This is a genomic window from Kocuria sp. CPCC 205297 (assembly GCF_040981035.1).
Lineage (GTDB): Bacteria > Actinomycetota > Actinomycetes > Actinomycetales > Micrococcaceae > Kocuria > Kocuria marina.
Genome location: NZ_JAVKPY010000005.1, coordinates 134,841 through 161,252, shown reverse-complemented (window position 1 = coordinate 161,252; position 26,412 = coordinate 134,841). Strand labels below are relative to the sequence as shown.

At 68.2% G+C, this 26,412-nt stretch carries 16 protein-coding genes and 1 tRNA gene; 12 read left to right on the top strand and 5 right to left on the bottom strand.

Features of this window, described 5'->3' with window-relative positions; genetic code table 11:
- The first annotated feature begins 12 nt into the window (after positions 1-12).
- The 3 genes from gltB to pyk all read left to right on the top strand — a co-directional run bounded on the left by gltB (position 13) and on the right by pyk (position 7,869).
- Positions 13-4,728, top strand: coding sequence for a glutamate synthase large subunit (gltB, locus tag RF650_RS06205; RefSeq protein WP_368814425.1), 4,716 nt, complete (start codon positions 13-15; stop codon positions 4,726-4,728).
- Positions 4,721-6,184: a glutamate synthase subunit beta gene (locus RF650_RS06200; RefSeq protein WP_131332874.1), complete on the top strand. Its 1,464-nt coding sequence runs from the start codon at positions 4,721-4,723 to the stop codon at positions 6,182-6,184. The genes gltB and RF650_RS06200 overlap by 8 nt, the downstream gene beginning before the upstream one ends.
- 182 nt (positions 6,185-6,366) lie before the next feature.
- Entirely contained in the window at positions 6,367-7,869 is a 1,503-nt protein-coding gene (pyk, locus tag RF650_RS06195; RefSeq protein WP_239318572.1) for a pyruvate kinase, read from the top strand.
- A gap of 217 nt (positions 7,870-8,086) precedes the next feature.
- Here pyk and RF650_RS06190 read toward each other — a convergent pair whose 3' ends face one another.
- Both RF650_RS06190 and RF650_RS06185 read right to left on the bottom strand, forming a co-directional pair.
- Positions 8,087-8,452: an iron chaperone gene (locus tag RF650_RS06190; RefSeq protein ID WP_131332876.1), complete on the bottom strand. Its 366-nt coding sequence runs from the start codon at positions 8,450-8,452 to the stop codon at positions 8,087-8,089.
- Positions 8,453-8,698: 246 nt separating this feature from the next.
- Positions 8,699-8,780: transfer RNA gene (locus tag RF650_RS06185), tRNA-Leu, on the bottom strand.
- A gap of 195 nt (positions 8,781-8,975) precedes the next feature.
- Here RF650_RS06185 and RF650_RS06180 point away from each other — a divergent pair.
- The 4 genes from RF650_RS06180 (at position 8,976) to rpsA (ending at position 15,911) form a co-directional block, all read left to right on the top strand.
- The gene (locus tag RF650_RS06180) at positions 8,976-9,710 is read left to right on the top strand and encodes an ANTAR domain-containing response regulator (RefSeq protein WP_276401459.1); all 735 of its coding nucleotides are present in this window, start codon (positions 8,976-8,978) and stop codon (positions 9,708-9,710) included.
- Between the two features lie 130 nt (positions 9,711-9,840).
- Positions 9,841-12,729: a DNA polymerase I gene (gene polA / locus RF650_RS06175; RefSeq protein WP_368814424.1), complete on the top strand. Its 2,889-nt coding sequence runs from the start codon at positions 9,841-9,843 to the stop codon at positions 12,727-12,729.
- 129 nt (positions 12,730-12,858) lie between these two features.
- Complete coding sequence (locus RF650_RS06170) at positions 12,859-14,256, top strand: GNAT family N-acetyltransferase (RefSeq protein ID WP_368814423.1); 1,398 nt, start codon at positions 12,859-12,861, stop codon at positions 14,254-14,256.
- 185 nt (positions 14,257-14,441) lie between these two features.
- Positions 14,442-15,911, top strand: a complete 1,470-nt coding sequence (gene rpsA / locus RF650_RS06165) for a 30S ribosomal protein S1 (protein ID WP_035962088.1) — start codon at positions 14,442-14,444, stop codon at positions 15,909-15,911.
- Positions 15,912-15,989: 78 nt separating this feature from the next.
- On the opposite strand, the gene RF650_RS06160 is transcribed toward rpsA, so the two are convergent.
- Positions 15,990-16,712 (bottom strand): YigZ family protein, encoded by a 723-nt coding sequence (locus tag RF650_RS06160; RefSeq protein WP_131332879.1) that lies wholly within the window; start codon positions 16,710-16,712, stop codon positions 15,990-15,992.
- A gap of 157 nt (positions 16,713-16,869) precedes the next feature.
- Here RF650_RS06160 and RF650_RS06155 point away from each other — a divergent pair, with 157 nt between their 5' ends.
- The 5 genes from RF650_RS06155 (at position 16,870) to RF650_RS06135 (ending at position 25,067) form a co-directional block, all read left to right on the top strand.
- Positions 16,870-19,242: a dephospho-CoA kinase gene (locus tag RF650_RS06155; protein WP_368814422.1), complete on the top strand. Its 2,373-nt coding sequence runs from the start codon at positions 16,870-16,872 to the stop codon at positions 19,240-19,242.
- On the top strand, positions 19,235-19,861 hold the full coding sequence (gene coaE / locus RF650_RS06150) for a dephospho-CoA kinase (RefSeq protein ID WP_131332881.1): 627 nt from the start codon (positions 19,235-19,237) through the stop codon (positions 19,859-19,861). Before RF650_RS06155 ends, coaE begins: the two co-directional genes overlap by 8 nt.
- A gap of 62 nt (positions 19,862-19,923) precedes the next feature.
- Positions 19,924-22,071 (top strand): excinuclease ABC subunit UvrB, encoded by a 2,148-nt coding sequence (gene uvrB / locus RF650_RS06145; protein WP_368814421.1) that lies wholly within the window; start codon positions 19,924-19,926, stop codon positions 22,069-22,071.
- Positions 22,072-22,175: 104 nt separating this feature from the next.
- Entirely contained in the window at positions 22,176-23,387 is a 1,212-nt protein-coding gene (locus RF650_RS06140; protein WP_131332883.1) for a TerC family protein, read from the top strand.
- Between the two features lie 297 nt (positions 23,388-23,684).
- A complete protein-coding gene (locus RF650_RS06135; protein ID WP_368814420.1) occupies positions 23,685-25,067 on the top strand; it encodes a TerC family protein in 1,383 nt (460 codons plus the stop codon).
- A gap of 60 nt (positions 25,068-25,127) precedes the next feature.
- Here RF650_RS06135 and RF650_RS06130 read toward each other — a convergent pair whose 3' ends face one another.
- Together RF650_RS06130 and RF650_RS06125 are read right to left on the bottom strand one after the other, a co-directional pair.
- Positions 25,128-25,628 (bottom strand): hypothetical protein, encoded by a 501-nt coding sequence (locus RF650_RS06130; protein WP_131332885.1) that lies wholly within the window; start codon positions 25,626-25,628, stop codon positions 25,128-25,130.
- A complete protein-coding gene (locus RF650_RS06125) occupies positions 25,625-26,353 on the bottom strand; it encodes a sigma factor-like helix-turn-helix DNA-binding protein (RefSeq protein ID WP_207387891.1) in 729 nt (242 codons plus the stop codon). The genes RF650_RS06130 and RF650_RS06125 overlap by 4 nt, the downstream gene beginning before the upstream one ends.
- Positions 26,354-26,412 lie beyond the last annotated feature (59 nt).

Here is a 26,412-nt window from a genome sequence, read left to right as displayed (position 1 = left end):
AGGAGTACCGCCATGAGCAGTGACCAGATAGCAGCCCCGAACTCCCGCGAGCAGCATCGCGTGAGCACCACGGATCCCGTCCGCCGGGACGCACCCGAACCACGCGACGCCGCCGAACCGGTGTCCCCGTTCGAGCGTTTCTCGGCGGTGCCCGAGGATCAGGGCCTGTACCGCTCGGAGGACGAGAAGGACGCGTGCGGTCTGGCCGTCGTGGCCACCCTGGACGGCGTGGCCTCCCACGACATCGTGGACGCCGCGCTTACGGCCCTGCGCAACCTCGAGCACCGCGGTGCGGTGGGTGGGGACGAGGGCACCGGGGACGGCGCCGGTCTGCTGACCCAGATCCCGGACGAGTTCCTGCGCGAGGTGGTGGACTTCCCGCTGCCGCCCCAGGGGGCCTACGTGGTGGGCACGGCGTTCATGCCCACCGGCGGTAAGCACCTCGAGGAGCTCAAGCGCTCGCTTGAGGAACTCGCCCGCATGGAACGCCTCACGGTCCTGGGCTGGCGCGACGTCCCCGTGGTCGACGACGCCGTGGGCGCGTCCGCGCGCGCCGTGATGCCAACGTTCGTGCAGTTCTTCGTCTCCGACAGCAGTCACAACGAGCGGGCGGCGTCCCTGTTCGCGCAGGACGCAACGTCCTACGATCCCGTGGCCGCCCAGCTCGAACTGGACCAGAAGGCGTTCCGCGTGCGCAAGCGCGCGCAGAACAAGTTCGGGGTGTACTTCCCGTCCTTCTCGTCCCGCACGCTCGTGTACAAGGGCATGCTCACCACGGCTCAGCTCGAACCGTTCTACCCGGACCTGTCCGATCCGCGGTTCACGACCAAGCTCGCGGTGGTGCACTCGCGCTTCTCCACCAATACGTTCCCGTCCTGGCCGCTCGCCCAGCCCATGCGAACGCTCGCACACAACGGTGAAATCAACACCGTGGTGGGCAACCGCAACTGGATGCGCGCACGCCAGTCCTCGCTGTCCGGGGCCGTGCTGGGCCGCCAGCCCGAGGACCTTTTCCCCATTTGCTCGGAGGGCGCGTCCGACTCGCAGTCGCTCGACGAGGTCGCCGAGCTGCTCCAGCTCGCGGGCCGGCCCGTGACCGAGACCATGCTCATGCTGATCCCGGAGGCGTGGCAGAACCATGAGACCATGGATCCGCAGCTCAAGGCTTTCTACCAGTACCACGCCACGCTCATGGAGCCGTGGGACGGTCCCGCGTGCGTGTCCTTCACGGACGGCGTGCGCGTGGGCTCGGTCCTGGACCGTAACGGGTTGCGCCCGGGGCGGTTCTGGCAGACCGACGACGGTCTGGTGATCTTCGCGTCCGAGGTGGGCGTCGTGGACGTGGGGGAGCGCGTCGTCGTCCGCAAGGGCCGGGTGTCCCCGGGGACCATGTTCCTCGTGGACACAAACGAGGGCCGGATCGTGGAAGACAGCGAGATCAAGGCCGAACTCGCCGCCACCAAGCCGTGGCAGGACTGGGTGCGGGACTCGGTGCTGCCCATCACGGAGCTGCCCGAACGCGAGCACATGACCCACCCGCCGCACTCCATCCGGTTGCGGCAGAAGACCTTCGGCTACACCGAGGAAGAGCTCAAGCTGATCATCGGTCCCATGGCCGTGGCCGGCGCCGAGCCCATCTACGCGATGGGCACGGACACGCCCGTGGCAGTGCTGTCCAACCGCTCGCGGCTGTTGTTCGACTATTTCGTGCAGTCTTTCGCGCAAGTGACCAACCCGCCGCTCGACGCGATCCGCGAGGAACTCGTCACGTCCATGGCCGGTGCCGTGGGGCCCATGGCCAACATGCTCTCCACGCAGCAGACCCGGACGCGCCAGATCCAGCTGAACTTCCCGGTGATCGACAACGACCAGCTGGACCAGTTCGTGCACCTGGACGACGACGGCGTGCCCCTGAGCCTGCGCGTGCGCGGGCTGTACCGTCCCGTGGACGGTGCGGACTCGCTGCGGGCCCGGATCGCGGAGATTTGCGAGAAGGTCTCCGCGGCCGTGAACCGCGGGGTGCAGTTCGTCATCATCTCCGACCGGGATTCCAACGGCGTGTGGGCTCCCATCCCGTCCCTGCTGCTGACCTCCGCCGTGCACCACCACCTGTTGCGCTCGGCGACCCGCACCAAGGTGGCCCTGATCGTGGAATCGGGGGACGTGCGGGAGGTCCACCACGTGGCCCTGCTGCTGGGCTACGGGGCGTCGGCCGTGAACCCCTACCTGGCCATGGAATCCGCCGAGGAACTCGTGCGCCGCGGGGAGATCCGGGGGGTCACGGAAGAACAGGCCGTGGCGAACCTCATCAAGGCGCTGGGCAAGGGCGTGCAGAAGATCATGTCCAAGATGGGCATCTCCACCGTGCAGTCGTACTGCGGTGCGCAGACGTTCGAGGCCCTGGGCCTGTCGAGCGAGCTCGTGGACGACTACTTCGCGGGCACACGGACCCAGATCGAGGGTGTGGGTCTGGACGTGATCGCCGCGGAGATCCAGTCCCGACACCGCCTGGCCTATCCGGAGGACGGCGTCACCGAGCCGCACCGGGACCTCGCCACGGGCGGCGAGTACGACTGGCGCCGCGAGGGACCGCGGCACCTGTTCGACCCGCACACGGTCTTCCGGTTGCAGCACGCGACCCGCACGGGCCGCTACGACATCTTCAAGTCCTACACGTCCCGCGTGGACGACCAGGCCAAGGAGCTCGCGACCCTGCGCGGACTCATGAGTTTCGCGTCCACGCGCGAGCCCGTGGACATCGACGAGGTGGAGCCCGTGAGTGAGATCGTCAAGCGGTTCTCCACGGGTGCCATGAGCTACGGCTCGATCTCCGCGGAGGCCCACGAGACGCTCGCGATCGCCATGAACCGTCTGGGCGCCAAGTCCAACACGGGCGAGGGCGGTGAGGACGTCGAGCGGCTGATCGACCCCGAGCGGCGTTCCGCGATCAAGCAGGTGGCCTCTGGCCGGTTCGGGGTCACGAGCCTGTACCTCGCGACCGCGGACGACCTGCAGATCAAGATGGCCCAGGGCGCCAAGCCCGGCGAGGGCGGGCAGCTCATGGCGCAGAAGGTCTACCCATGGATCGCGCGCACGCGCCACGCGACCCCGGGGGTTTCGCTGATCTCCCCGCCGCCGCACCACGACATCTACTCGATCGAGGACCTCGCGCAGCTGATCTACGACCTCAAGCACGCCAACCCTCGCGCTCGCGTGCACGTCAAGCTCGTGTCAGAACGCGGGATTGGCACGGTCGCGGCGGGCGTGACCAAGGCCAAGGCCGACGTCGTACTGGTCTCCGGCCACGACGGCGGCACGGGCGCGGCGCCCCTGAACTCGCTCAAGCACGCGGGCATGCCGTGGGAGCTGGGACTCGCGGAGACCCAGCAGACCCTGCGGCTGAACGGGCTGCGCGAGCGCGTGGTCGTGCAGGCGGACGGCCAGCTCAAAACGGGGCGCGACGTCGTCGTCGCCGCGTTGCTGGGCGCCGAGGAATTCGGCTTCGCCACGGCGCCGCTCGTGGTGGAGGGCTGCATCATGATGCGCAAGTGCCATCTGGACACGTGCCCCGTGGGAGTTGCCACGCAGAACCCCGAACTGCGCAAGCGCTTCACGGGCAAGGCCGAGCACGTGGTGAACTTCTTCGAGTTCATTGCTCAAGAGGTGCGCGAGATCCTCGCCGAACTCGGGTTCCGCAGCATCGCGGAGGCCGTGGGGCACGCCGAGGTACTGCGCACGCGGGAGGCCGTGGCGCACTGGAAGGCCAAGGGGCTGGACCTGAGCCCCGTGCTCGATTCGTTCCGCGCGGAAGGGGTCACGGACGGACTGCGCAATACCGGCGTCCAGGACCACGAGCTCGAGAAGCACTTCGACACGAAGCTCATCCCGCTCGCGCAGCCGGCGATCGAACGCGGTGAACCCGTGCGCGTACAGGAACGCGTGATCAACACGGACCGCGCCGTGGGCACGATGCTCGGATACACCGTGACCAGCGCGCTCGGGACCCGGGAACTGCCGGATGACACGATCGACGTGACCCTGACCGGTCAGGCCGGCCAGTCGCTGGGCGCCTTCGTGCCCCGCGGTATCACGCTGCGGCTCGAGGGGGACGCGAACGACTACACGGGCAAGGGCCTTTCCGGCGGACGGATCGTCGTGCGGCCCCCGCGCGACGCCGGATTCGTGGCCCACGAGAACGTGATTGCGGGCAACGTGATCGGTTACGGCGCCACGAGCGGCGAGATGTTCTTCAACGGCACCGTGGGGGAGCGCTTCCTGGTGCGCAATTCCGGGGCCACCGCGGTGGTCGAGGGCATCGGTGACCACGGCTGCGAGTACATGACCGGGGGTGTGGCCGTGGTGCTGGGTGAGACGGGCCGCAACTTCGGGGCCGGGATGTCCGGCGGTGTGGCATACGTGCTGGACCTGGACGAGCGGGACGTGAACAAGCAGGCCCGCGAGAGCGGTGAACTGCACCTCGAGCACCCGGACGCCAACGACCGTGAGTTGCTCGCCGACCTCATCAAGCGCCACGGTGAGGAGACAGGGTCCGAGTTCGCGCGTCAACTGCTCGCGGACCCGGACCGCACGATGTCGCGCTTCACCAAACTGCTGCCGCGGGACTACTCCGCGGTGCTCGCACTGCGCAACGAGGCCGAAGCCGCCGGGGACGACCCGGACGGCGACGGCACCTGGCACAAGATTCTGGAGGTGACCGGCCGTGGCTGATCCCCGTGGTTTTCTCAAGGTCCGCACACGCGAGGACCGTCCCAAGCGCCCCGTCCCGGTGCGCCTCATGGACTGGGCGGAGGTGCAACAACGCCAGGAGGCGGGGACGCTGCACGAGCAGGCCGGGCGCTGCATGGACTGCGGTGTGCCGTTCTGTCACCAGGGGTGTCCCCTGGGCAACCTCATCCCCGAGTGGAACGACCTCGTGTGGCGTGACCGGTGGGACGAGGCCTCCGAGCGGATGCACGCGACCAACAACTTCCCGGAGTTCACCGGGCGCGTGTGCCCCGCGCCGTGCGAGTCCTCGTGCGTGCTCGGGATCAACCAGGAGCCCGTGACCATCAAGCAGGTCGAGTACGCGATCGGCGAGAAGGCGTTCGACGACGACCTCATCAAGCCCTACGTCCCGCAGCGGCTCGTGGGCAAGACGATCGCGGTGGTCGGTTCCGGTCCCGCCGGACTCGCGGCGGCCCAGCAGCTCACGCAGGCGGGGTTCACGGTGGCCGTGTACGAACGGGACGACCGGATCGGCGGTCTGCTGCGCTACGGCATCCCCGACTTCAAGCTCGAGAAGTCCGTGCTCGAACGCCGGCTCGAGATCATGCGCCAGGAGGGCACCAAGTTCCGCCCGGGCGTGGAGATCGGCACGGACATCACGTGGGACGCGCTGCGCAGGCGTTACGACGCCGTGATCGTGGCCACGGGTGCCACGCGGCCCCGTGAGCTTGCGATCCCCGGCCGTGAGCTCGCGGGGATCCACTACGCCATGGACTTCCTCGTGCGGGCCAACCACCTGGTGGCCGAGGACCACGTCCCCGATCCCATCGACGCGCGCGGCAAGCACGTGATCGTGTTGGGTGGCGGTGACACCGGTTCCGACTGCATCGGCACCGCGCTGCGCCAAGGTGCGGCGTCCGTGACGTCGCTCGCGATCGGTCGCAAGCCTCCCGTGGACCGCGCGGACGAGGAACCGTGGCCCATGATGCCCCGGGTCTTCGAGGTCTCCACGTCCCACGAGGAGGGCGGCGAACGCACGTACCTGGCCTCCACGGTGGAGTTCGTGGGGCAGGACGGCCGGGTCACGGGACTGCGCGTCGCGGAGACCGAGTACCGCGAGGACGGCTCCCGCGGTCCCGTGGCCGGCACCGAGAAAGTGTTGCCTGCGGACCTGGTCCTGCTCGCCCTGGGATTCACGGGCAACGAGTCCCGCGAGCTCACCGAGCAGCTACCCGTGGCGCTGGACTCCCGGGACAACGTGGCGCGGGACGAGACCTACATGACCGCCGTGGACGGGGTGTTCTCGTGCGGTGACGCAGGTCGTGGGCAGTCCCTCGTGGTGTGGGCCATCGCGGAGGGCCGGGCGTGCGCCGCTCACGTGGAACGCCACCTTACAGGCCAGACCCGGTTGCCAGAACCCGTGACCCCGTCCGAGCGGGCGATCGACCTGAGCCTGTGACCCGCCCGCATCCGTGATCCTCCCGGCACCCGCCATGAGTCCTGCCATATCAATTCCCAGGGCTCGTTGCTAAGGTAGGAACGGACATCGGCGAAGCGGCCGCGGTCGCGCAGCACCAGGCTGCTCGACCCGGCCGCTTCGTCATATGCACCAACCATCCGCCATTCGAAAGGGAGTCACCCATGCGTCGAGCGAAGATCGTGGCCACCATCGGCCCCGCCATCTCCTCGTACGAGAACGTCACCCAGGCGATCCAGGCCGGAATGAACGTGGCTCGCCTCAACATGAGTCACGGTGACCACACCGTGCACAATACGTCCTACGAGAACCTGCGCCGGGCCAGCGAAGAGCTGGGCACCACGGTCGCGATCCTCGCGGACCTGCAGGGGCCCAAGATCCGGCTGGGCAACTTCGCGGACGGCCCCCATGCGCTGGACGTGGGTGACACCTTCACGATCACGATCGAGGACGTCCCCGGCTCCAAGGAGCTGTGCTCCACGACCCACAAGGGCCTGCCCGGCGACGTCAACGTGGGGGACCCGCTGCTGATCGACGACGGCAAGGTCGCCCTGCGCGCCACGGCCGTGTCGGACACCGCCGTCACCACCGAGGTCGTGGTCGCCGGAACCGTGTCCGACCACAAGGGCATCAACCTCCCCGGCGTGGCCGTCAACGTCCCCGCACTGAGCGAGAAGGACGAGGCGGACCTGCGCTGGGCCCTGCAGCGCGGCGTCGACATCATCGCGCTGTCCTTCGTGCGGGACGCCCAGGACATCACCCGGGTGCACGAGATCATGGCGGAGGAGGATCGCAAGATCCCCGTGATCGCCAAGATCGAGAAGCCTCAGGCCGTGGATGCGCTGCACGAGATCATCGACGCGTTCGACGGCATCATGGTTGCCCGCGGGGACCTCGGTGTGGAGCTGCCGCTGGAGGCCGTGCCGATCGTGCAGAAGCGCGCGATCGAGCTCGCCCGCCGCTGGGCGAAGCCCGTGATCGTGGCCACCCAGGTGCTCGAGTCCATGATCGACAACCCGCGCCCCACGCGCGCCGAGGCCTCGGACTGCGCGAACGCCGTGCTCGACGGCGCGGACGCCGTGATGCTCTCGGGTGAGACCTCGGTGGGCAAGTACCCCATCAAGACGCTCGAGACCATGTCGAACATCATCCTGGCCACCGAGACGCAGGGCATGGACCGCATGCCCCCGCTGGGCACCGAGCCCCGCACGCGCGGCGGCGCCATCACCCGTGCGGCGGTGACCATCGCCCGGCAGCTGGACGTGAACTACATCTGCACGTTCACCCAGACGGGTGACTCGGCCCGCCGGTTGTCCCGGTTGCGCCCGGAACGCCCGATCCTCGCGTTCACCCCCGAGGAGAGCGTGCAGGCGTGGCTGCAGTTGCTGTGGGGCGTCCAGCCCATCCGGGTGGATCGCGTGGAGCACACCGACGACATGACTCGTCAGGTGGACCACTACCTGCTCCAGCATGATCTCGCCAACACCGAGGACATGGTCATCATCTGCGCCGGTTCGCCCCCGGGCCGCGCCGGGTCCACCAACCTCGTGAAGGTGCACCGCGTGGGCGACCTCCAGGACGCCGGCGAGGCACCCCAGCGCGAACCCCGCGAGCGCGTGGGGCCGTGGGGCGGCATGGCCGGTTCCGCCACGTGGCGGGAGCCGTGATCGGTCGCTGACCCACGCGGGTCGCCCGTATGGCGGACCGCTGCGAGCTGTTCTCGTCGCGGCACCTGCGCGTGGGTGTCGACCCGATGTTCTCGTGGAGTAAAGGCAGTCCGGACGTCGTCCGAGCTGCCTTTACTTCACTCTGCGTGCTGACCGTGGACGCTGTGGTCGATCGCGCGAACAGCGGCTGGGGCCCTACGGTCTCCGAAAGGTTTTGCTACGCGCCTTGATCGGGGAGCCGGTCCCGCATGAGGGATTCGAGCAGCGTGATGGGCAGGGGCCGGTCGTAGGGAAGCTTGATGAACCCGGCGCCGTATCCCTCCCCCGCAGCCGCTACCCGTGACTGGCGGGGTGCGAAGAACTCGGGGGTGAACCGCAGGGAGCAGTGGTGCTTGAAGTTCCACAGCATCCCCAGAGTGGTATTGTCGTCGAGCACGTACGTGGGCTGATTCCACTTCAGGACCTCCCGCGCGTGCGGCGCCACGCGACGGCTGAGGTCTCGAAGCGCCTCGAGGTGGGGACGTTGGTGGGGCTCCAGTCGAGCGGAATAGTCCTCGGCACCGATCCCCTTGGGCATCGGCATGGGGTCTCCCGTCGTGGTGTGAGCTGCGTCGGAGGTGCTCAGGCTGTCGGCTTCATCCTGGGAAGTCGACCACGGGCGGGACTCCCCATTGCTGACAGGTTCCCGACCGGTCCACCCACCCGCCCGACCACGGATGCGGGGAGACCAACGACCCCCCCCCGTGCATTCGCCCTGTGTTCGGCCACGAAAAAACGGCCCCGCGGGTGCGAGGCCGTTCCAAAGGTGCTCCGACGGAGCGAGTTGTCGTGCCCAAGGTGGGACTCGAACCCACACATGTCTCCATACTGCATTTTGAGTGCAGCGCGTCTGCCAATTCCGCCACTTGGGCATGTCCGGGAAGGGGACCGTAGTGCGGGCCACCGCCGCCGGTGCGGATAACAGCATACATGATGGGTCTAGGCTGGAGACCGGTCCGCCCCTTCCGCGCCCGGGGGTGTGATGTGTCCCATGAGGCGCGTTCGCGGCACTCGTGGTTGGATGCCGTGTCGACACGACCAAGTTGTCCCCAAACCTAGGAGTCCCCGTGACGGATTCGTCGAACACCCCGGAGCCCACTGCGCCCGGGGCACAACGGTCGGGCGCCGCAGACCCTGACGCCGCGCAGCCCGACACCGCCCGCGCCGAGACGACCCACGTCGACGCCGCGCCCGCCCAGGACCACGCCGCCCGTTCCGAGGCTCAGGGTTCCGAAGCCAGGACGGTCGTCGTCGCGGAGGACGAGGCGCTGATCCGCATGGACATCGTCGAGATGCTCGAGGACGCCGGGTACCGCGTGGTGGCGCAGGCGGAGAACGGGGAGCGCGCCGTCGCCCTGGCCTCCGAGCACCGCCCGGACCTCGTGCTCATGGACGTGAAAATGCCCGTGATGGACGGGATCACCGCCGCGGAGCAGATCGCGCAGGACCGGATCGCGCCCGTGGTACTGCTCACCGCATTCAGCCAGCGCGAGCTCGTGGAGCGTGCGCGGGAGGCCGGCGCTATGGCGTACGTGGTCAAGCCGTTCACCGTGGACGACGTGGTGCCCGCGATCGAGATCGCGATGTCTCGTTTCGAGGAGATCACGGCCCTCGAGAGCGAGGTCGCGGACATGAAGGAACAGTTCGCCACGCGCAAGCTCGTGGAACGCGCCAAGTCGCTGCTGCAGACCAAGATGGGTCTGTCCGAGCCCGAGGCGTTCCGTTGGATCCAGAAGACGTCCATGGATCGCAGGCTGTCGATGCGCGAGGTGGCCGAGGCGATCATCAGCCAGGTTGCCTGACGCCCCCGGGGCCCAGCTCGTCCCGGGCCGCACGCGGAACGCGCCCGTAGCTGTCCCTGGCCGTGCGGCGTCCCGCGCCCGTGTTCCGCCGGGGCCTGTGCCTGTCCGGGGGTGGCCCTAGGATGGAGCCGTGACTGAGACGAGCAAGCAGGCCAGCCAGGACGCCCCTGAGACCCGCACCGTGGTGATCGGCGAGAAGACCGAGCACCCGCAGGAGGTCTCGCTGCCCGTTCCGGTGTCCCGGCCCGAGAAGCGCTTGCTACTGATCGACGGCCACTCCCTGGCGTTCCGCGCATTCTTCGCGCTCTCCCGCGCTGCCGAGTACGGTGGGGGCCCCGGTTTTGTGACGTCCGACGGCGTCCACACCGAGGGCGTCTACGGATTCGTGAACACCATGGTCAAGCTCGTGCGCGAGGAGAAGCCCACCCACCTGGTCGTCTCCTTCGACCTCGAGGGCCCTACCCTGCGCTCCCAGGAGTACGGGGAGTACAAGGGCGGCCGGGACGAGACCCCGGAGGAGTTCCACGGGCAGGTCCCCAACATCCGACGCATCCTCGAGGCTGTTGGCATTCCGATCGTCACGAGCGAGGGCCACGAGGCGGACGATGTCCTGGCCACGCTCGCCACCACGGCCGCCGCCGAGGACTTCGAGGTGCTCGTGTTCTCGGGTGACCGGGACGCGTTCCAGATGATCACGGACCACGTGACGGTGGTCTACCCGGGCCGCACGCCGTCGGACCTGCGCCGCATGGACGCGCAGGCGGTCTTCGAGAAGTACAAGGTCGCCCCGCAGAACTACCCGGATCTCGCCGCGCTGACGGGGGAGACCGCGGACAACCTACCGGGTGTACCGGGCGTGGGTCCCGGCTTCGCGGCCAAGTGGATCACGTCCTACGGTCCCGTGGAATCGCTGCTCGAGCACGCGGACCGGATCACCGGCAAGAAGGGCGAGGCCCTGCGCGAGCACGAGGACCTCGTGCGGCGCAACCGCAAACTCAACCGCCTGGTCACGGACCTGCCCCTCGACGTGGACCTGGATCATGCGGTACTGCCCGAGGCCGATCCCGAGCGGGTCGGCGTGGTCTTCGACGAGCTCGAGTTCGGTGCCCAGTTGCGCGGGCGTCTGCTCGAGGCCTTCGGTTCCCACGCTTCCGACGACGCCGCCGCCACGGTTCCCGAGGTCATCGACGTCACCCGGGTGCGCACCGCCCAGGAGTTCAGTGATTGGCTGGACGCGGGGGAGAAGGACGTGCCCATCGTCGTCCGCCGCTTGGCGCACGACCCCAAGGCACCCTCCGGCGCGGAGGTGACCACCCTCATGCTCACGAACCAGGGCGGTGCCGCCGTGGACCTCGTGACCGCGGACCAGGAGCTGACCATCGCCGTCGAGGAATGGCTCGCAGACCCGGCGGCGCCCAAGATCGTGGACGGCCTCAAGGACCTGTACCACGGTCTGATCCAGCGCGGGATCGAGCTCGCTGGTGTCGTGGACGACGTCCAGCTCTCCGGCTACCTCGTGCGGCCCGCGCTGCGTTCCTACGAGCTGGACGCCCAACTGAGCCACCACCTGGAGGTGGAGGTGCCCCGCGCGGACGAGCCCGCGGCGTCGGAGAAAAACGGACAGACCGAACTCGCGCTGGACGCGTCGGACGAGCAGGACGAGCTGGCCGGTGTGAGCGACGCCGAGCTGCGTCGCCAGGCCACGCTCGGTTCCGCGTGCCGGCAGTTGAGCGAACACCTGCGCGGGCTGCTCGAGGCCGACGGCCAACTGGGACTGCTCACGGATCTGGAGATGCCCCTCGCCGTGATCCTCGCCCGGATGGAGGCCACGGGGATCGCGATGGACCGCCCAGGTATCGACCGGTTGTTCGACGACCTCCAGCAACCGATCGACCAGGCCTTCGAGCAGGCGCAGGCGCAGATCGACCACGAGATCAACCTGGGTTCCACCAAGCAACTGCAGGCCGTGATGTTCGAGGAACTCGGCCTGCCCAAGACCAAGAAGACCAAGACCGGGTACACCACGGACGCCGCGGCGGTCGCGGACCTGCTCGGACGCGTGGACCCCGAGACCCAGGGTTCGCGGTTCCTCGTGGCGCTCATGAACTGGCGCGAGTACTCCAAGCTCAAGCAGATCGTGGCCGGATTGCGGGACGCGATCGCCGAGGACGGGCGCATCCACACCACGTACCAGCAGACCGTGGCGGCCACCGGACGGCTGTCCTCCACGGGTCCCAACCTGCAGAACATCCCCGTGCGCACCGAGCAGGGCCAGCGCATCCGCGACGTGTTCGTGGTGGGGGAGGACTCCCAGGGCCCGTTCGAATGCCTCATGACCGCGGACTACTCCCAGATCGAGATGCGGATCATGGCCCACCTGTCCGGGGACGAGGGCCTGATCGAGGCGTTCCGTGGCGGGGAGGACCTGCACCGGTTCGTGGGCTCGCGCGTGTTCGACGTGGCCCCGGAGGACGTCACCCCTCAGATGCGTTCCAAGGTCAAGGCCATGAGCTACGGCCTCGTCTACGGGCTGAGCTCCTACGGCCTGTCCCAGCAGCTGAACATCGGCGTGGACGAGGCCCGCACCATGATGAGCGGCTACTTCGAACGCTTCGGCGGCGTGCGGGACTTCCTGCGCGGCGTCGTCGAGGAAGCCCGTTCCAAGGGCTACACCGAAACGATCGACGGGCGACGCCGCTACCTCCCGGACCTCACGAGCGACAACCGCCAGGCCCGCCAGGCCGCCGAGCGTATGGCCCTGAACGCACCCATCCAGGGCTCGGCCGCGGACATCATCAAGAAGGCCATGATCGGCGTGGACCGGGCCCTGCGCGAGGACGACCTGCGCTCGCGGGTGCTGCTGCAGGTCCACGACGAACTCATCGTGGAGGTCGCCCCGGGGGAGACGGAGCGGGTCGAGGAGATCCTGCGCACCGAGATGGCCGGGGCCGCGGAACTGACCGTGCCCCTGGACGTCAACGTGGGCACGGGGCGGACATGGCACCAGGCCGCCCACTGACCGCCTGAGCGCACGGACCACTCAGCCCGCCGCTCGGCGCCGCAGCAGGCCGTGCACCCAGCACGACACCCGCCACCGCGCGGCGGGCCACGGCACACCCGAACCGCCCGAGTCACGACGAGGAGCATCATGAACGCGACACCCCGGCACGAGCAGACCCGCGAGAGCGAGTACAGCGCCCGCGGGAACGACTACGTCCTGCGCCGCTTTCTCGCGAACGAGGGTGGCACGGACGCGAACCCCGAGTTCGTGGAGTGGAACCGGGCGGTCGCCCAGGGGTTCCACGGCCGTGAACCGGGGCAGGAGGCCACCGAGCGCAACCTGCGATCGATGCGCACCGCTGGCACCCGGTTCCGCGCCGCATACACCGCGGGCCCCGTGCCCACAGCCGCGCTGGGTGCCGAGCGACCCGTGGCCACGTTCTGCTCGTGGGACTCGGAGCTGACGCTCGGGGAAGGGTGCAGCGTGCCCGCGTGGTTGGTCTCTGAGGTCACGGTGCGCCCAACCCATGCCCGGCGAGGACTGTTGCGCCGGCTCATGACCACCGACCTGACCGAGGCCCACGAGGCGGGGTTCCCGATCGCGGCGCTCACCGCCTCCGAGGCCACGATCTACGGTCGCTTCGGTTTCGGTGCGGGCACGTTCAACACCGAGATCACGGTGGACGCGCACACGCGGTTGCAGTTGAAGGCCCCGACCGTGGGCACGGTGGAAATGGCCGACAACCACGCCGTGGCCGAGCTGGCGCCGAGCATCTTCGATCGCTTCCACCGCGTGACGGCGGGCTCCCTCACGCGCACTCAGAAGTGGTGGGACATTATCTCCGGTCGGTGGAACTGGGACCAGGAGGGCGCGGATCCTGAGATCCGCACCGCGGTGCACTACGACGCCCGGGGTGAGGCGGACGGCTACGTGAGCTACAAGTTCGTCTCCACCCAGGGGTTCCAGGGGTACCTGAAGGTCGTGGACCTCGTGTCCCCGAGCTCGCAGGTGCGCATCGCCCTGTGGGAGTACCTGTGCAACCTGGACCTCGTCACGGAGGTACGCTACAACAGCGCCCAGATGGAAGACCCGCTCATGTGGGGCATGGTGGACATGTCCGCCTACACCGTGCGCAAGCGCTACGAGCGACTGTGGTTGCGCGTCCTGGACCCGGTGGCAGCCCTGTCCGCCCGGCACTACACGTCCCACCGCAAGGTCAGGATGTCGGTCGTGGACTCCATGGGCTTCGCGGACGGGATCTACGAGATCGACACCACCGGCGATGCCCCCCGCGTGGACCGCGTAGCGGACCGCCCGCGCACACAGGACGATCTCGCGGGGCAGTCCATGCCCGCCGTGGAACTGCCCGACGGCGCGGACGTCGCCCTGAACGTCGATTCGCTCGGCTCGCTGTACCTTGGGGCGGTCAAGGCGTCCACGCTGCACTACGCGGGCCTGCTGCGCGTGCGCGACGACGCCACCCTGCGGGACATCCAGGCGCTCATGTCCACGCCCACCCACCCGTACTGCATCTCCCCGTTCTGAGCGCGGCTCGCGCAGCGCTCGGACGCACCCTCCAGGCTTGAACCGGCACGGTTTCGGGCCTAGACTGGAGCGGTGCGTGTATTCGCACGCCCACATCAAGCGTGACGTCGCCAATCCGGTGCGCCCCACAGGGCGGGGTCGGTGACACCAAACCATCACATCAATTTCATCGGAGTCCCTACTACATGACCACCACCACCCAGCAGGTCGCCGTCAACGACATCGGAACCGAAGAGGATTTCCTCGCCGCTGTCGACGCGACCATCAAGTACTTCAACGACGGCGACCTCGTGGAAGGCACCGTCGTCAAGGTCGACCGCGACGAGGTCCTCCTGGACATCGGGTACAAGACCGAAGGTGTCATCCCCTCTCGTGAGTTGTCCATCAAGCACGACATCAACCCCGATGACGTCGTGGCTGTGGGTGACGAGGTGGAGGCTCTGGTCCTCACCAAGGAGGACAAAGAAGGTCGCCTGATCCTCTCCAAGAAGCGCGCTCAGTACGAGCGCGCCTGGGGCGACATCGAGAAGGTCAAGGACGAGGACGGCGTCGTCACCGGCACCGTCATCGAGGTCGTCAAGGGCGGCCTCATTTTGGACATCGGCCTGCGTGGCTTCCTGCCCGCCTCCCTCGTGGAGATGCGCCGCGTCCGCGACCTCGCTCCGTACATCGGTCAGCAGCTCGAGGCCAAGATCATCGAGCTGGACAAGAACCGCAACAACGTGGTGCTCTCCCGCCGTGCGTGGCTCGAGCAGACCCAGTCCGAGGTGCGCGCCAACTTCCTGCAGCAGCTGCAGAAGGGCCAGGTCCGCACGGGCACCGTGTCCTCGATCGTCAACTTCGGTGCGTTCGTGGACCTCGGCGGTGTTGACGGTCTGGTGCACGTCTCCGAGCTGTCCTGGAAGCACATCGACCACCCCTCCGAGGTCGTCGAGGTCGGTCAGGAAGTCACCGTCGAGGTGCTGGACGTGGACATGGATCGCGAGCGTGTGTCGCTCTCGCTCAAGGCCACCCAGGAAGATCCGTGGCAGCTGTTCGCCCGCACCCACGCCCTGGGCCAGGTCGTCCCCGGCAAGGTCACCAAGCTGGTTCCCTTCGGTGCGTTCGTTCGCGTCGAGGACGGCATCGAGGGCCTCGTGCACATCTCCGAGCTGGCTCAGCGTCACGTGGACATGGCCGAGCAGGTCGTCTCCGTGAACGAGGAGCTGTTCGTCAAGGTCATCGACATCGACCTGGACCGCCGCCGGATCTCGTTGTCCCTCAAGCAGGCCAACGAGGGTGTGGACCCGGACTCCACCGAATTCGATCCCGCCCAGTACGGCATGGCCGCCGAGTACGACGAGCAGGGCAACTACAAGTACCCCGAGGGCTTCGATCCCGAGACCAACGAGTGGATCGAGGGTTACGAGGAACAGCGCGCCGCGTGGGAGGAGCAGTACGCTCAGGCCCAGGCCCGCTGGGAGGCGCACAAGGAGCAGGTGCGCAAGCACCTGCAGGAAGACCAGGATGCGGCGACCACCTCGTCCTCCTCGTCCTCCCCGAGCCACTCCTCCGGCCCCACGAGCTACTCTTCCGAGGCTCCGGCCGAGGACGCCGGGACGCTCGCGTCCGACGAGGCCCTCGCCGCTCTGCGCGAGAAGCTCACCGGTCACTGAGTCGCATGCGGCGGCCCGTGAGCTCGCCGTGAGGTGAATCCGAGAGGTCCCGCTCCCCGTCACGGGGAGCGGGACCTTTCACATGTCCGGGACGTCCTCCCACCGGGCGGGTCCCTCGTGGACGCTCGCGTGGCCCGCGGTGATACTCGCAAGGGCTGCCCGGGCGTCGTCGATGGCGCCGGGGAGGTCCGCCACGAGCAGGCGCAGGGTCGCGTCCGCGGAGCCGTAACCGGTGGGCAGGACCGTGAACCCGCGAGCGCGCATCTGGGACTCCACGCGGCCGGCCTCGGCGTAGGGGAGCGGCAGGGTCAGTTCGCGGCAGCGCATCCTGCGCACGAGCCGGGCGGTGTCCAGCGCGGCGGTCACGGCACCGGAGTAGGCGCGCACGAGCCCGCCGGCCCCGAGCTTGACCCCGCCGAACCACCGCACGACCACGGCACACACGTCCGAGAGGTCACCGGCCTCGTCCGCGGTGCGTTGCCGGGTCGTGACGTGCGCGGTCAGCGCCTGCAGCATGGGCATGCCCGCGGTACCCGCCGGTTCGCCGTCGTCGGACGAGCGCGTCGTGGCGCGCGTGGGTCCGAGCACGAACGCCGAGCAGTGGTGACGGGCGTCCCGGTGTTCGGCGGCCACACGGGAGATGAACTCGCGGGCTTCCGCTTCCGTGTCCACGCGGGTGAGTAGTGCCAGGAACCGCGACTTCTTGATCTCGAGCTCCACGCTGTGCACGATGCCCCGGCGCGGGACGGTGTAGGACACGCGCGAGTCCGCGGCGTCGTGGGAGAGGGATTCGGCGGGCACACCACCAGTGTAGGGACGCGCCGATCCGGGGGCTCGTGGCCGCGCGGGGGGCCCGGGACGGTCCCGGGGCGCCCGCTGAGCACGGGAGGGCCACTACAGTGAGACCTGCCGCGCCGACGCGGCCACGTACCACCGCCTCCCATCGGAAAGCTGACCTGTGCTCAATCGTCTTCACGACCGACTGGGGTTGCGCACGACCCCGTCCATCTTCTTCGCCTCGGCCGCGCTGGTCGTCGTCTTCACGCTTGGCATGAGTCTGTTCCCGGGGCCCGTGCAATCGGTCTTCGGCGTGGTCTCCCATGCGTTGCGCTACCAGACGGGATGGTTCTACACCTTCAGCGTGACCGCTCTCGTGATCTTCGCGATCGGTCTGGCACTGAGCCGCTACGGTCGCGTGAAGATCGGCGACGACGATTCCGTCCCGGAGTACTCCGGGATCGCGTGGTTCGGGATGCTCTTCGCGGCGGGCGTGGGCGCCGTGCTGATGTTCTGGGGTGTGGCCGAACCCATCAACCACTACGCGAACCCACCCATGTACGGCACCGAACCCGCCTCGGACCGCGCCGCGGTGGAGGCCCTGAACATCGCCAACTTCCACTTCGGCGTGCACATGTGGGCGATCCTCGCCGTCCCCGGTCTGACGTTCGGATACTTCACGTACAAGCGCAAACTGCCCCCGCGCGTCTCGTCCGCGTTCCACCCGGTGCTCGGGGACGGGATCCACGGCCCGTGGGGAAAAGCGATCGACGTGCTCTCGATCGTCGCGACCGTGTTCGGGCTCGCGGTGTCCGTGGGGCTCGGGGCGCTGCAGATCAACAGCGGCCTCACGTACGTCTACGGCATCCCGATGGAGGGGTGGATCCAGGCGGCCATCATCGCGCTGATCACGGCGGTGGGCCTGGCGTCCGTGCTCGCGGGCATGGAGAAGGGCGTCAAGCGACTGTCGTACGCGAACATCGTCCTGGCCGTGGCCCTGTTGCTGTTCGTGCTCATGGCCGGGGCCACAATGGACACGATGCGCAGCATCGTGGAGTCCGTGGGCGGCTACGTGAACCAGTTGCCCACGCTCGCGTTCTTCAACGACACGTTCGGCGGCGGCACGTGGTCCGGTGACTGGACGGTGTTCTACTGGGCCTGGACCGTCACATGGGCGTCGTTCGTGGGGATGTTCGTGGCCAAGATCTCGCGCGGGCGCACGATCCGCCAGTTCGTGGTGGGGGTGCTCGGCGTCCCGTCGTCGTTCGTGGCGGTGTGGATGGCCATCTACGGCTACAGCGCGATCCGCATCGACCGCGCCCCCGAGACGCAGGGCAGTCTCACGGACACCATCGTCACGCAGGGCAACGTGGAGGCCGCGCTGTTCCAGTTGCTCGGGTCCATGCCGTGGTTCGCGGTCACCGCGCTCGTGGCGCTCGTGGTCATCACGATCTTCTTCATCACCTCGATCGACTCCGGCGCGCTCGTGATGGACGCGATGGCCAATGGGCACGAGGACGAAGGCCCGCGCCGGCAGCGGATCTTCTGGACGCTCGCCGTGGGCGCGGTGTGTGCCGCGATCATCACGACCTCCGGCGAGAACGGGCTCAACGCCCTGCAGGAGGTCATCATCGTGATCGGTGCTCCCGTGATGGTCCTGGAGGTCCTGCAGGCCGGGATGCTGTTGCGGGCGTTACGCCAGGACGCCGGTACCGCGCGTCCCATGCGCACGCGGCAGTGGAAGAAGGTGCTGCCCGCGGAGGAGTACCACCGCAGGGCGCAGCAGGACACCGCCGCGATCGAGGACTACGTCATCCGTCCCGAGTACGAGGTGGGCACCGAACCCGATCACGACACCCATCAGCCCCGCACGTGGCACTGGCAGCGGGAGCAGGAGGGCCGGCCGGTGTTCCAGCTCGCGCTCACCGGTGGGCCGTCGGCGGGCAAGCACACCGTGGCCCGCGAGTTCGAGGCGCTGGGCGCCGTCGTCGTGGACAGCTCAGCGCTGTGGGGCGAGCTCCTGAGCCCGGGCACGGACACGCGCGCGGACGTCGAGCGTGTCTTCGGGGAGCAGTTGCGCGCCCGGGGGGTCTCTTCGCAGGACAAGGCCGCTGCGGCCGAGGCGCTCGACGACCTGATGACTCACAACGACGCCGCCAGGGCCCGCGCCCACGAATTGTTGCTCCCGGCGCTGCGGGAGGCGGCGCGGCGTCGTGCCCGGGACGCGGGACCCGACAGCGTGGTCGTGCAGGTGATCCGGGACCCCCTCGAGGCGGACCAAGGGGACCGGTTCGACCTCGTCGTGGCCGTCGACGCGCCCGTGGAGGACCGGGTGCGGAGGTTGCGCGCGGGTAAGGGCCTGCTCGCCGAGGACGCGTGGGACCGGGTGGACGTGGCCGCCGGGCCGGAGGAGATCCGGGCGGTCGCGGACGAGGTGATCGTCAACGACGGTGACCTCCACGGTCTGCGGGAGCGCTCCCGCGAGATCTGGCGCGACCACGTGCTCCCGGCACTGGGCCGGGACCAGGACACGGAAGGACACCGTCATGACTGAGCTGTTGCGCAGACCCGGCCACACCGAGACCCTGCGGGTCGGGCTGACGGGCGGGATCGCCTCGGGCAAGTCCACCGTCTCGCGGCGGCTGAGCGAGCTCGGGGCGCTCGTCGTGGACGCGGACGCGATCGCCCGGGCCCTGCAGGAACCGGGGGAGCCAGGCTACGAGGCCATGGTGGCCCACTTCGGTGAGCGGATCGTGCAGCCGGACTCGGGCGCACTGGACCGCGCGGCGGTCGCGGCCATCGTGTTCGACGACCCCGAGCAGCTCGCGGCCCTCAACGGGATCATCCACCCGCTCGTGCGGCGCGAGACCGCGCGGCTCGTGAGTGAGGTGCCGCCGGGGGGAGTGGTGGTCCACGACATCCCGCTGCTCGTGGAGACCGCTCAGTACGGGACGATGGACGAGGTGCTCGTGGTGCAGGCGCCCGAGGACGAGCGGGTGCGGCGGATGGTCGAGGACCGCGGGATGAGCCCGGAGGACGCCCGCCGCCGGATCGCGGCCCAGGCCACCGACGAGCAGCGCCGGGCGGTGGCCACGGCAGTCCTCGACAATTCCACGACTATCAAGGACCTGCTCGCGCAGGTGGACGAGTGGTGGCGCACGCGGGTCCTGTGAGCAGTTCCGGAGCGATGCGAGCCGCCCGGATCCGTGTCTGAGTCGGCGCGTACGCTGGGTCCATGTCGCTCGCGCAGAAGATCAATCGTGTGGTCGCCCCGTTCGAGGTCGTGTCCGAGTACCAGCCCGCCGGTGACCAGCCCAAGGCCATCGCGGACCTGTCCCGCCGGATCGAGGGCGGGGAGAAGGACGTGGTACTCATGGGCGCCACGGGCACGGGTAAGTCCGCGACCGCCGCGTGGCTCATCGAGGCCGTCCAGCGGCCCACGCTGTTGCTCGTGCAGAACAAGACCCTGGCCGCCCAGCTGGCCAACGAGCTGCGCGAACTGCTGCCCCACAACGCCGTCGAGTACTTCGTCTCCTACTACGACTACTACCAGCCGGAGGCCTACGTCCCCCAGACGGACACCTTCATCGAGAAGGACTCCTCGATCAACGAGGAGGTCGAGCGGTTGCGGCACTCCGCGACCAATGCCCTGCTGACCCGCCGCGACACCGTGGTGGTCTCCACCGTGTCCTGCATCTACGGTCTGGGTACCCCGGAGGAGTACGTCAAGCAAATGGTCACCCTGGCCGTGGGCCAGGAGATGGACAGGGACACCCTGCTGCGTCAGTTCGTGAACATGCAGTATGTGCGCAACGACGTGGACTTCCACCGCGGGACGTTCCGCGTGCGCGGGGACACCGTGGAGATCATCCCCATGTACGAGGAACTCGCGGTGCGCATCGAGTTCTTCGGGGACGAGATCGAGGCGATCTACACGCTGCACCCGCTCACGGGGGAGATCGTAAACGAAGAGCAGGAGATGTACGTCTTCCCCGCCTCGCACTACGTGGCCGGTGCGGAACGGATGGCCTCGGCGATCGAGTCCATCCAGAAGGAGCTGCAGGAGCGGCTGCAGGAGCTCGAGTCGCAGAACAAGCTCGTGGAGGCCCAGCGGTTGCGCATGCGCACCACCTACGACCTCGAGATGATGGAACAAATGGGCTACTGCAACGGGATCGAGAACTACTCGCTGCACATCGACGGCCGCCCGCGCGGTTCCGCTCCCCACTGTCTGCTGGACTACTTCCCGGACGACTTCCTGCTCATCATCGACGAGTCCCACGTGACCGTGCCGCAGATCGGTGGCATGTACGAGGGGGACATGTCCCGCAAGCGCACGCTGGTGGAACACGGCTTCCGGTTGCCGTCCGCCATGGACAACCGCCCCCTGAAATGGGACGAGTTCCTGGAACGAATCGGGCAGACCATGTACATGTCCGCGACCCCGGGGCCGTACGAGATGTCCAAGGTGGACTCCGTGGTGGAGCAGATCATCCGCCCCACGGGACTCGTGGACCCCCAGGTGATCGTCAAACCCACCAAGGGCCAGATCGACGACCTGCTGGAACAGATCGAGCTGCGCGTGGAACGCGACGAACGCGTCCTGGTGACCACGCTGACCAAGCGCATGGCGGAGGACCTCACCGAGTACCTCATGGAACACGGTGTGCGGGTCCAGTACCTGCACTCGGACGTGGACACCCTCAAGCGCGTGGAACTGCTGCGGGACCTGCGCATGGGCACGTTCGACGTCCTCGTGGGCATCAACCTGTTGCGCGAGGGCCTGGACCTGCCCGAGGTCTCCCTCGTGGCCATCCTGGACGCGGACAAGGAAGGCTTCCTGCGTTCCACCACGTCCCTGATCCAGACGATCGGTCGCGCCGCCCGTAACGTCTCGGGTGAGGTCCACATGTACGCGGACAAGATCACCAATTCCATGAACGTTGCGATCGAGGAGACCAACCGCCGCCGGGAGATTCAGGTCGCGTACAACGAGGAACACGGGATCGATCCGCAACCGCTGCGCAAGCGGATCGCGGACATCACCGATCAGTTGGCACGCGAGGACGAGGACACTCGCACCCTGCTGGCCCAGCGCGCCGCCGCCAACAATCACACCGCTCCCGTCAAGGGCGGTAAGGGCAAGGCCACAGGCAAGGCCACGGGCAAGAGTCAGGCCGCGGCCGCCGCGGAGTCCAAACTGCTGCGCGACGGTGTCGCGGCCGCGCCCGCCGAGGACCTCGTGGATCTGATCGAGGACCTCAGTGAGCAGATGCGCAACGCCGCCGCCGAGCTGAAGTTCGAGCTGGCCGGGCGGCTGCGGGACGAGATCGCGGACCTCAAGAAGGAACTGCGGCGCATGAAGGACGCCGGCCACGCGTGAGCCGATCGCACCCCTCACGGCGAGTTGTTAGTCAGGTAAACTTCCCGAGTTACCCAGCCCGTTCCCGGGCTGCTGCATACGTCGTTCTCGCCTAAGGGGTGCTCGTGGAGGTTTCCGGTCTGCAATGGGGGGTCACCATCGCGGTGATCGTGGGGTTGCTCGCGTACGACTTCATCTTCCACGCGCGCAAACCGCACGAACCCAGCATCAAGGAAGCGGCGCTGTGGACCAGCCTGTATGTGTCCCTGGCCCTGATCTTCGGTCTGCTGATCCTGTTCTGGGACGGCCCGGGCTTCGCCGCGCAGTACTACGCGGGCTTCGTGACCGAGCAGGCCCTGTCCATGGACAACCTGTTCGTGTTCCTGATCATCATGGCGTCCTTCAAGGTGCCCCGGGCGGACCAGCAAAAGGTGCTCCTGTTCGGCATCGTGGTGGCTCTGATCGCCCGCACGGTGTTCATCTTCATCGGTGCGGCCGCGATCAACCGGTGGTCCGCGCTGTTCTACGTGTTCGGTCTGTTCCTGCTCTACACCGCGGGCAACCTGGTCAAGGGTGAGGTCACGGACAAGGACGAGGGAGACGAGGCCAACAACGTGATGGTTCGTCTGGCCAAGCGCTTCCTCAAGACCACGGACGAGTACGACGGCGACAAGCTGTTCACCGAGGTCGACGGCAAGCGCGTGATGACCCCCATGCTGCTGGTCATGGTGGCCATCGGGCTCACGGACATCATGTTCGCCCTGGACTCGATCCCCGCGATCTTCGGTCTCACCCAGGAGACCTACATCGTGTTCACGGCCACCGCGTTCTCCCTCATGGGTCTGCGTCAGCTGTACTTCCTGATCGACGGTCTGCTGGACCGGTTGATCTACCTCTCGTGGGGTCTCGCGATCATCCTGGGCTTCATCGGCGTGAAGCTCATCCTGCACGCCCTGCACGAGAACACCCTGCCGTTCATCAACGACGGCGAGCCCGTGCACGTGGTCGAGGTGACCACCGGGTTCTCACTGGCCGTGATCCTGGGGGTGTTGATCGTGACCGTGCTCGCGTCGCTGTTCAGCCCCAAGGGCCGCGCGGTGCGCATCGTCAACGGCGCGCGCGACTGGGCCGAACGCTACCTGGACCTGCCCGAGGACGCGCCCCGGGACGAGCGGGTCAAGGCCGCGGAGAAGATGACCAAGTACCGGGAACTGCTGCCCACTGTGAAGGAGAAGTACCGGGACGAGCTCATCGAGTCCGAGGCCCGCTACCACGACCTGCTCGAACGGGCCCACGGATTGCGTCAGCACCGGCTCGCCCGGACCGAGAACCGCTGAGCTCGCGTCTCGCCCGAGGGCCCGTCCAGGGCCCGCCACCGTGGCCCGCTCACGGATCCGCCACGAGGCCCCGCCGATGCACCGGCGGGGCCTCTCCCGTCACCGCGTGCCTCCACGCCGGGAACCCGGTACACTCTTGCCTGATCAAGGGAGTATCCCATCACTTCCGTGCACGTCAGTACGTCGGGCGCCGTCGCCGGGCCGGGCACGGACCACGCCGCACCCCGTCCTCCGCGTGAGGGCCGGCGCGTGGGGGAGAGACTTGTGCGGTACACCTCACCCACAAGGAGACCCTCCGTGGAGATCACATCCTTCCAATGGGGCATCACGATCGCCCTGATCGTGGCCCTGCTGGCCTACGACTTCATCTTCCACGTGCGTAAGTCGCACGAACCGTCGATCAAGGAAGCGGCCATCTGGTCCGCGGCGTACGTGGGCATCGCGTTGCTGTTCGGCTTCGTGATCCTGTGGCTGGACGGCCCCACGCTCATGGCCGAGTACTACGGCGGCTACGTCACGGAGAAGGCGTTGTCGGTGGACAACCTGTTCGTGTTCCTGATCATCATCGGCTCGTTCGCGGTGCCCCGGGCGGACCAGCAGAAGGTGCTGCTGTTCGGCATCATCTTCGCGTTGATCGCCCGCACGGTGTTCATCTTCATCGGCGCGGCCGCGATCAACACCTTCGCGTGGGTCTTCTACCTCTTCGGCCTGATCCTGATCTTCACCGCGGGCAACCTGATCAAGGGCGAGGTCACGGACGACAAGTCGGACGAGGCCAACAACATCGTGGTGCGCCTGGCCAAGAAGGTCTTCCACACCACGGACTACTACGACGGCGACAAGCTTTTCACGAGGCACAACGGCAAGCGCGCGCTGACCCCCATGCTGCTCGTGATGGTCGCGATCGGTGGCACGGACATCCTCTTTGCCCTGGACTCGATCCCCGCGATCTTCGGCCTCACGCAGGAGCCGTACATCGTGTTCACGGCCACCGCGTTCTCGCTCATGGGTCTGCGCCAGTTGTACTTCCTGATCGACGGTCTGCTGGACCGGTTGATCTACCTCTCGTGGGGCCTGTCCATCATCCTCGCGTTCATCGGTGTGAAGCTCATCCTGCACGCGCTGCACGAGAACACCCTGCCGTTCATCAACGGCGGCGAGCACGTGGCCGTCGCCGAGATTGGGATCGGCACGTCCCTCACGGTGATCCTCTCCGTGCTCGCGCTCACCGTCCTCGTCTCGCTGTACAGCCCCAAGGGCCGCGCGCTGCGCACCATCCAGAAGACGCAGGACCTCACCGAGAAGTACCTGGCTCTCCCGCAGGACGCGGACGCCGAGGAGCGTCACAAGATCGCCGGGGAGCTCGCGCGGCTGCAAAAGCGTTTCCCGCGGATCTCGGAGAAGCACAAGAACGAGCTGATCGATTCCCGCGCTCGGTTCCGTAAGATGCTCGAGACCGCCCGGGGTCAGCACCGCGAGTTCGAAGAGACCGGCCGGGTGCAGACCCCCTCCCCGGACTTCGCCGAGGAGAGCCACCGCGACGACACCGCCTCCCCGGCCGCCCCGGGGGCCAACACGGGCAAGGCCGCTCCGGCGGGTGAAACGGCCGGGGACGCCACGCCGGGTGCGGGGACCACCCGCGGCGACTCCTCGGGCGGGGGCTCGACCGCGGCGCGGTAGCCACCCGGCTGCCCGGGGCGTACGACGACGCCGCTCGAACCGGTCCGCGGGGCCCGTTCCCTATCCTGGGAACGGGCCCCGCGGCGTCGTGCACCACAGCGCAGCACCGGCGAACAACGCGGCCCATAGCAGGGACACGAGGGTGCCGATGATGAACTGTTCGCGCTGCTGGGCGTTGGTGAACTCGCCGTAGCGGGCCAGGCCCTTGATCGCCACGACCACGCCGATCCCGGCGACCATGCCCGTGAGCAGCGAGACGATGGCGCCGGCGCGTTCCAGCGCACCGATGACGAGACCTCCGCGCAGCGGCGGGTCCACGGGTTCCGCCGTGGCCTCGGAGTCGTCCCACGGGCTCTTCGTCGGACGCGGGCGTTCGTGGGAGACGTCCGCGAAGCGGAAGACCCCGCGCACCACAGGGTCGCCGGACAGGGCCCCGGCGATCAGCAGCGCGGGATAGGCCCATTCCCGGGGCACGGTCCCCGCGAGCACGGTCCAGATCGCGGTGGTCAGCACCAGGGCTGCGGGGAGGACCGCGGTGGTGAGCGGGCGCAGGAAGCTCACGCGTCACCGCCCGAGGTGGTGTCGCCGTTCGAGGCGACATCCTCCGGCGAGGAGACGTCCTTCAATGGGTGGGCGTCCTTCGAGGAGGTGGCGTCCTGCGCTGAGGGGGCCGCGGCGTCCGGAGCGTGGCCAGAGGGGGAGTGCTCGTCCGCGAGTCGGAACAACGCCTCGAGGGTCTCGTGGACCGTGTGTTCCTCGTGCCACAGCGCTGCGCTGAGCCGCCTGGACACCGAGGACTGGGTGATCCCGAGCCCCTCGGCGATCTCCTGTTGCGTGAGCCCCCGGTCGGCGAGTTCCGTGGCCTGTGCCCCGGCCTCGGAACGCCGGGCCCGCACGGCGCACACCAGATCCACCACGCTGCCCGCGCGCCGCGCCCACTCGTTGCCGGCCACGACCGGACGGCCGCGCTCCTTCGCGGCGTTCACGGCATCCCGCGCGGCCACGAAGGCCTCGCCCGTAGCTTCGCGCACGGACGACGGCAGGGGGTCGTCCACCGCGCCGATGCCCACGCCCACGTGCCAGTGCCCGGCGTCGGCGAGCGCGAGGACCGCGCGGACGATCGCGGCGGCGTCGTCGTAGAGCGCCTGCAGCTCATCGCCCGCGCTGATCTCCCAATCGAGGACCGGGCGGGGGAGTTCCTCCTGCAGAGCCGTGCGCTGCCGTCCCATGTGCAGCTCGGCGGCGCGGCCGCGGGAATCGCGGCGGTCGATCGTCAGGGCGAACACGAACTCCTCCTCACCCTATGCATCCTAAAGTGCATATTATCCGATGATGCGTCTCCACA

Bases quoted from the DNA above. Each gene is read 5' to 3' on its own strand.
- gltB (WP_368814425.1), top strand. From the start codon at position 13: ATGAGCAGTGACCAGATAGCAGCCCCGAACTCCCGCGAGCAGCATCGC.
- pyk (WP_239318572.1), top strand. From the start codon at position 6,367: ATGCGTCGAGCGAAGATCGTGGCCACCATCGGCCCCGCCATCTCCTCG.
- RF650_RS06190 (WP_131332876.1), bottom strand. From the start codon at position 8,452: ATGCCGATGCCCAAGGGGATCGGTGCCGAGGACTATTCCGCTCGACTG.
- RF650_RS06170 (WP_368814423.1), top strand. From the start codon at position 12,859: ATGAACGCGACACCCCGGCACGAGCAGACCCGCGAGAGCGAGTACAGC.
- rpsA (WP_035962088.1), top strand. From the start codon at position 14,442: ATGACCACCACCACCCAGCAGGTCGCCGTCAACGACATCGGAACCGAA.
- coaE (WP_131332881.1), top strand. From the start codon at position 19,235: ATGACTGAGCTGTTGCGCAGACCCGGCCACACCGAGACCCTGCGGGTC.
- uvrB (WP_368814421.1), top strand. From the start codon at position 19,924: ATGTCGCTCGCGCAGAAGATCAATCGTGTGGTCGCCCCGTTCGAGGTC.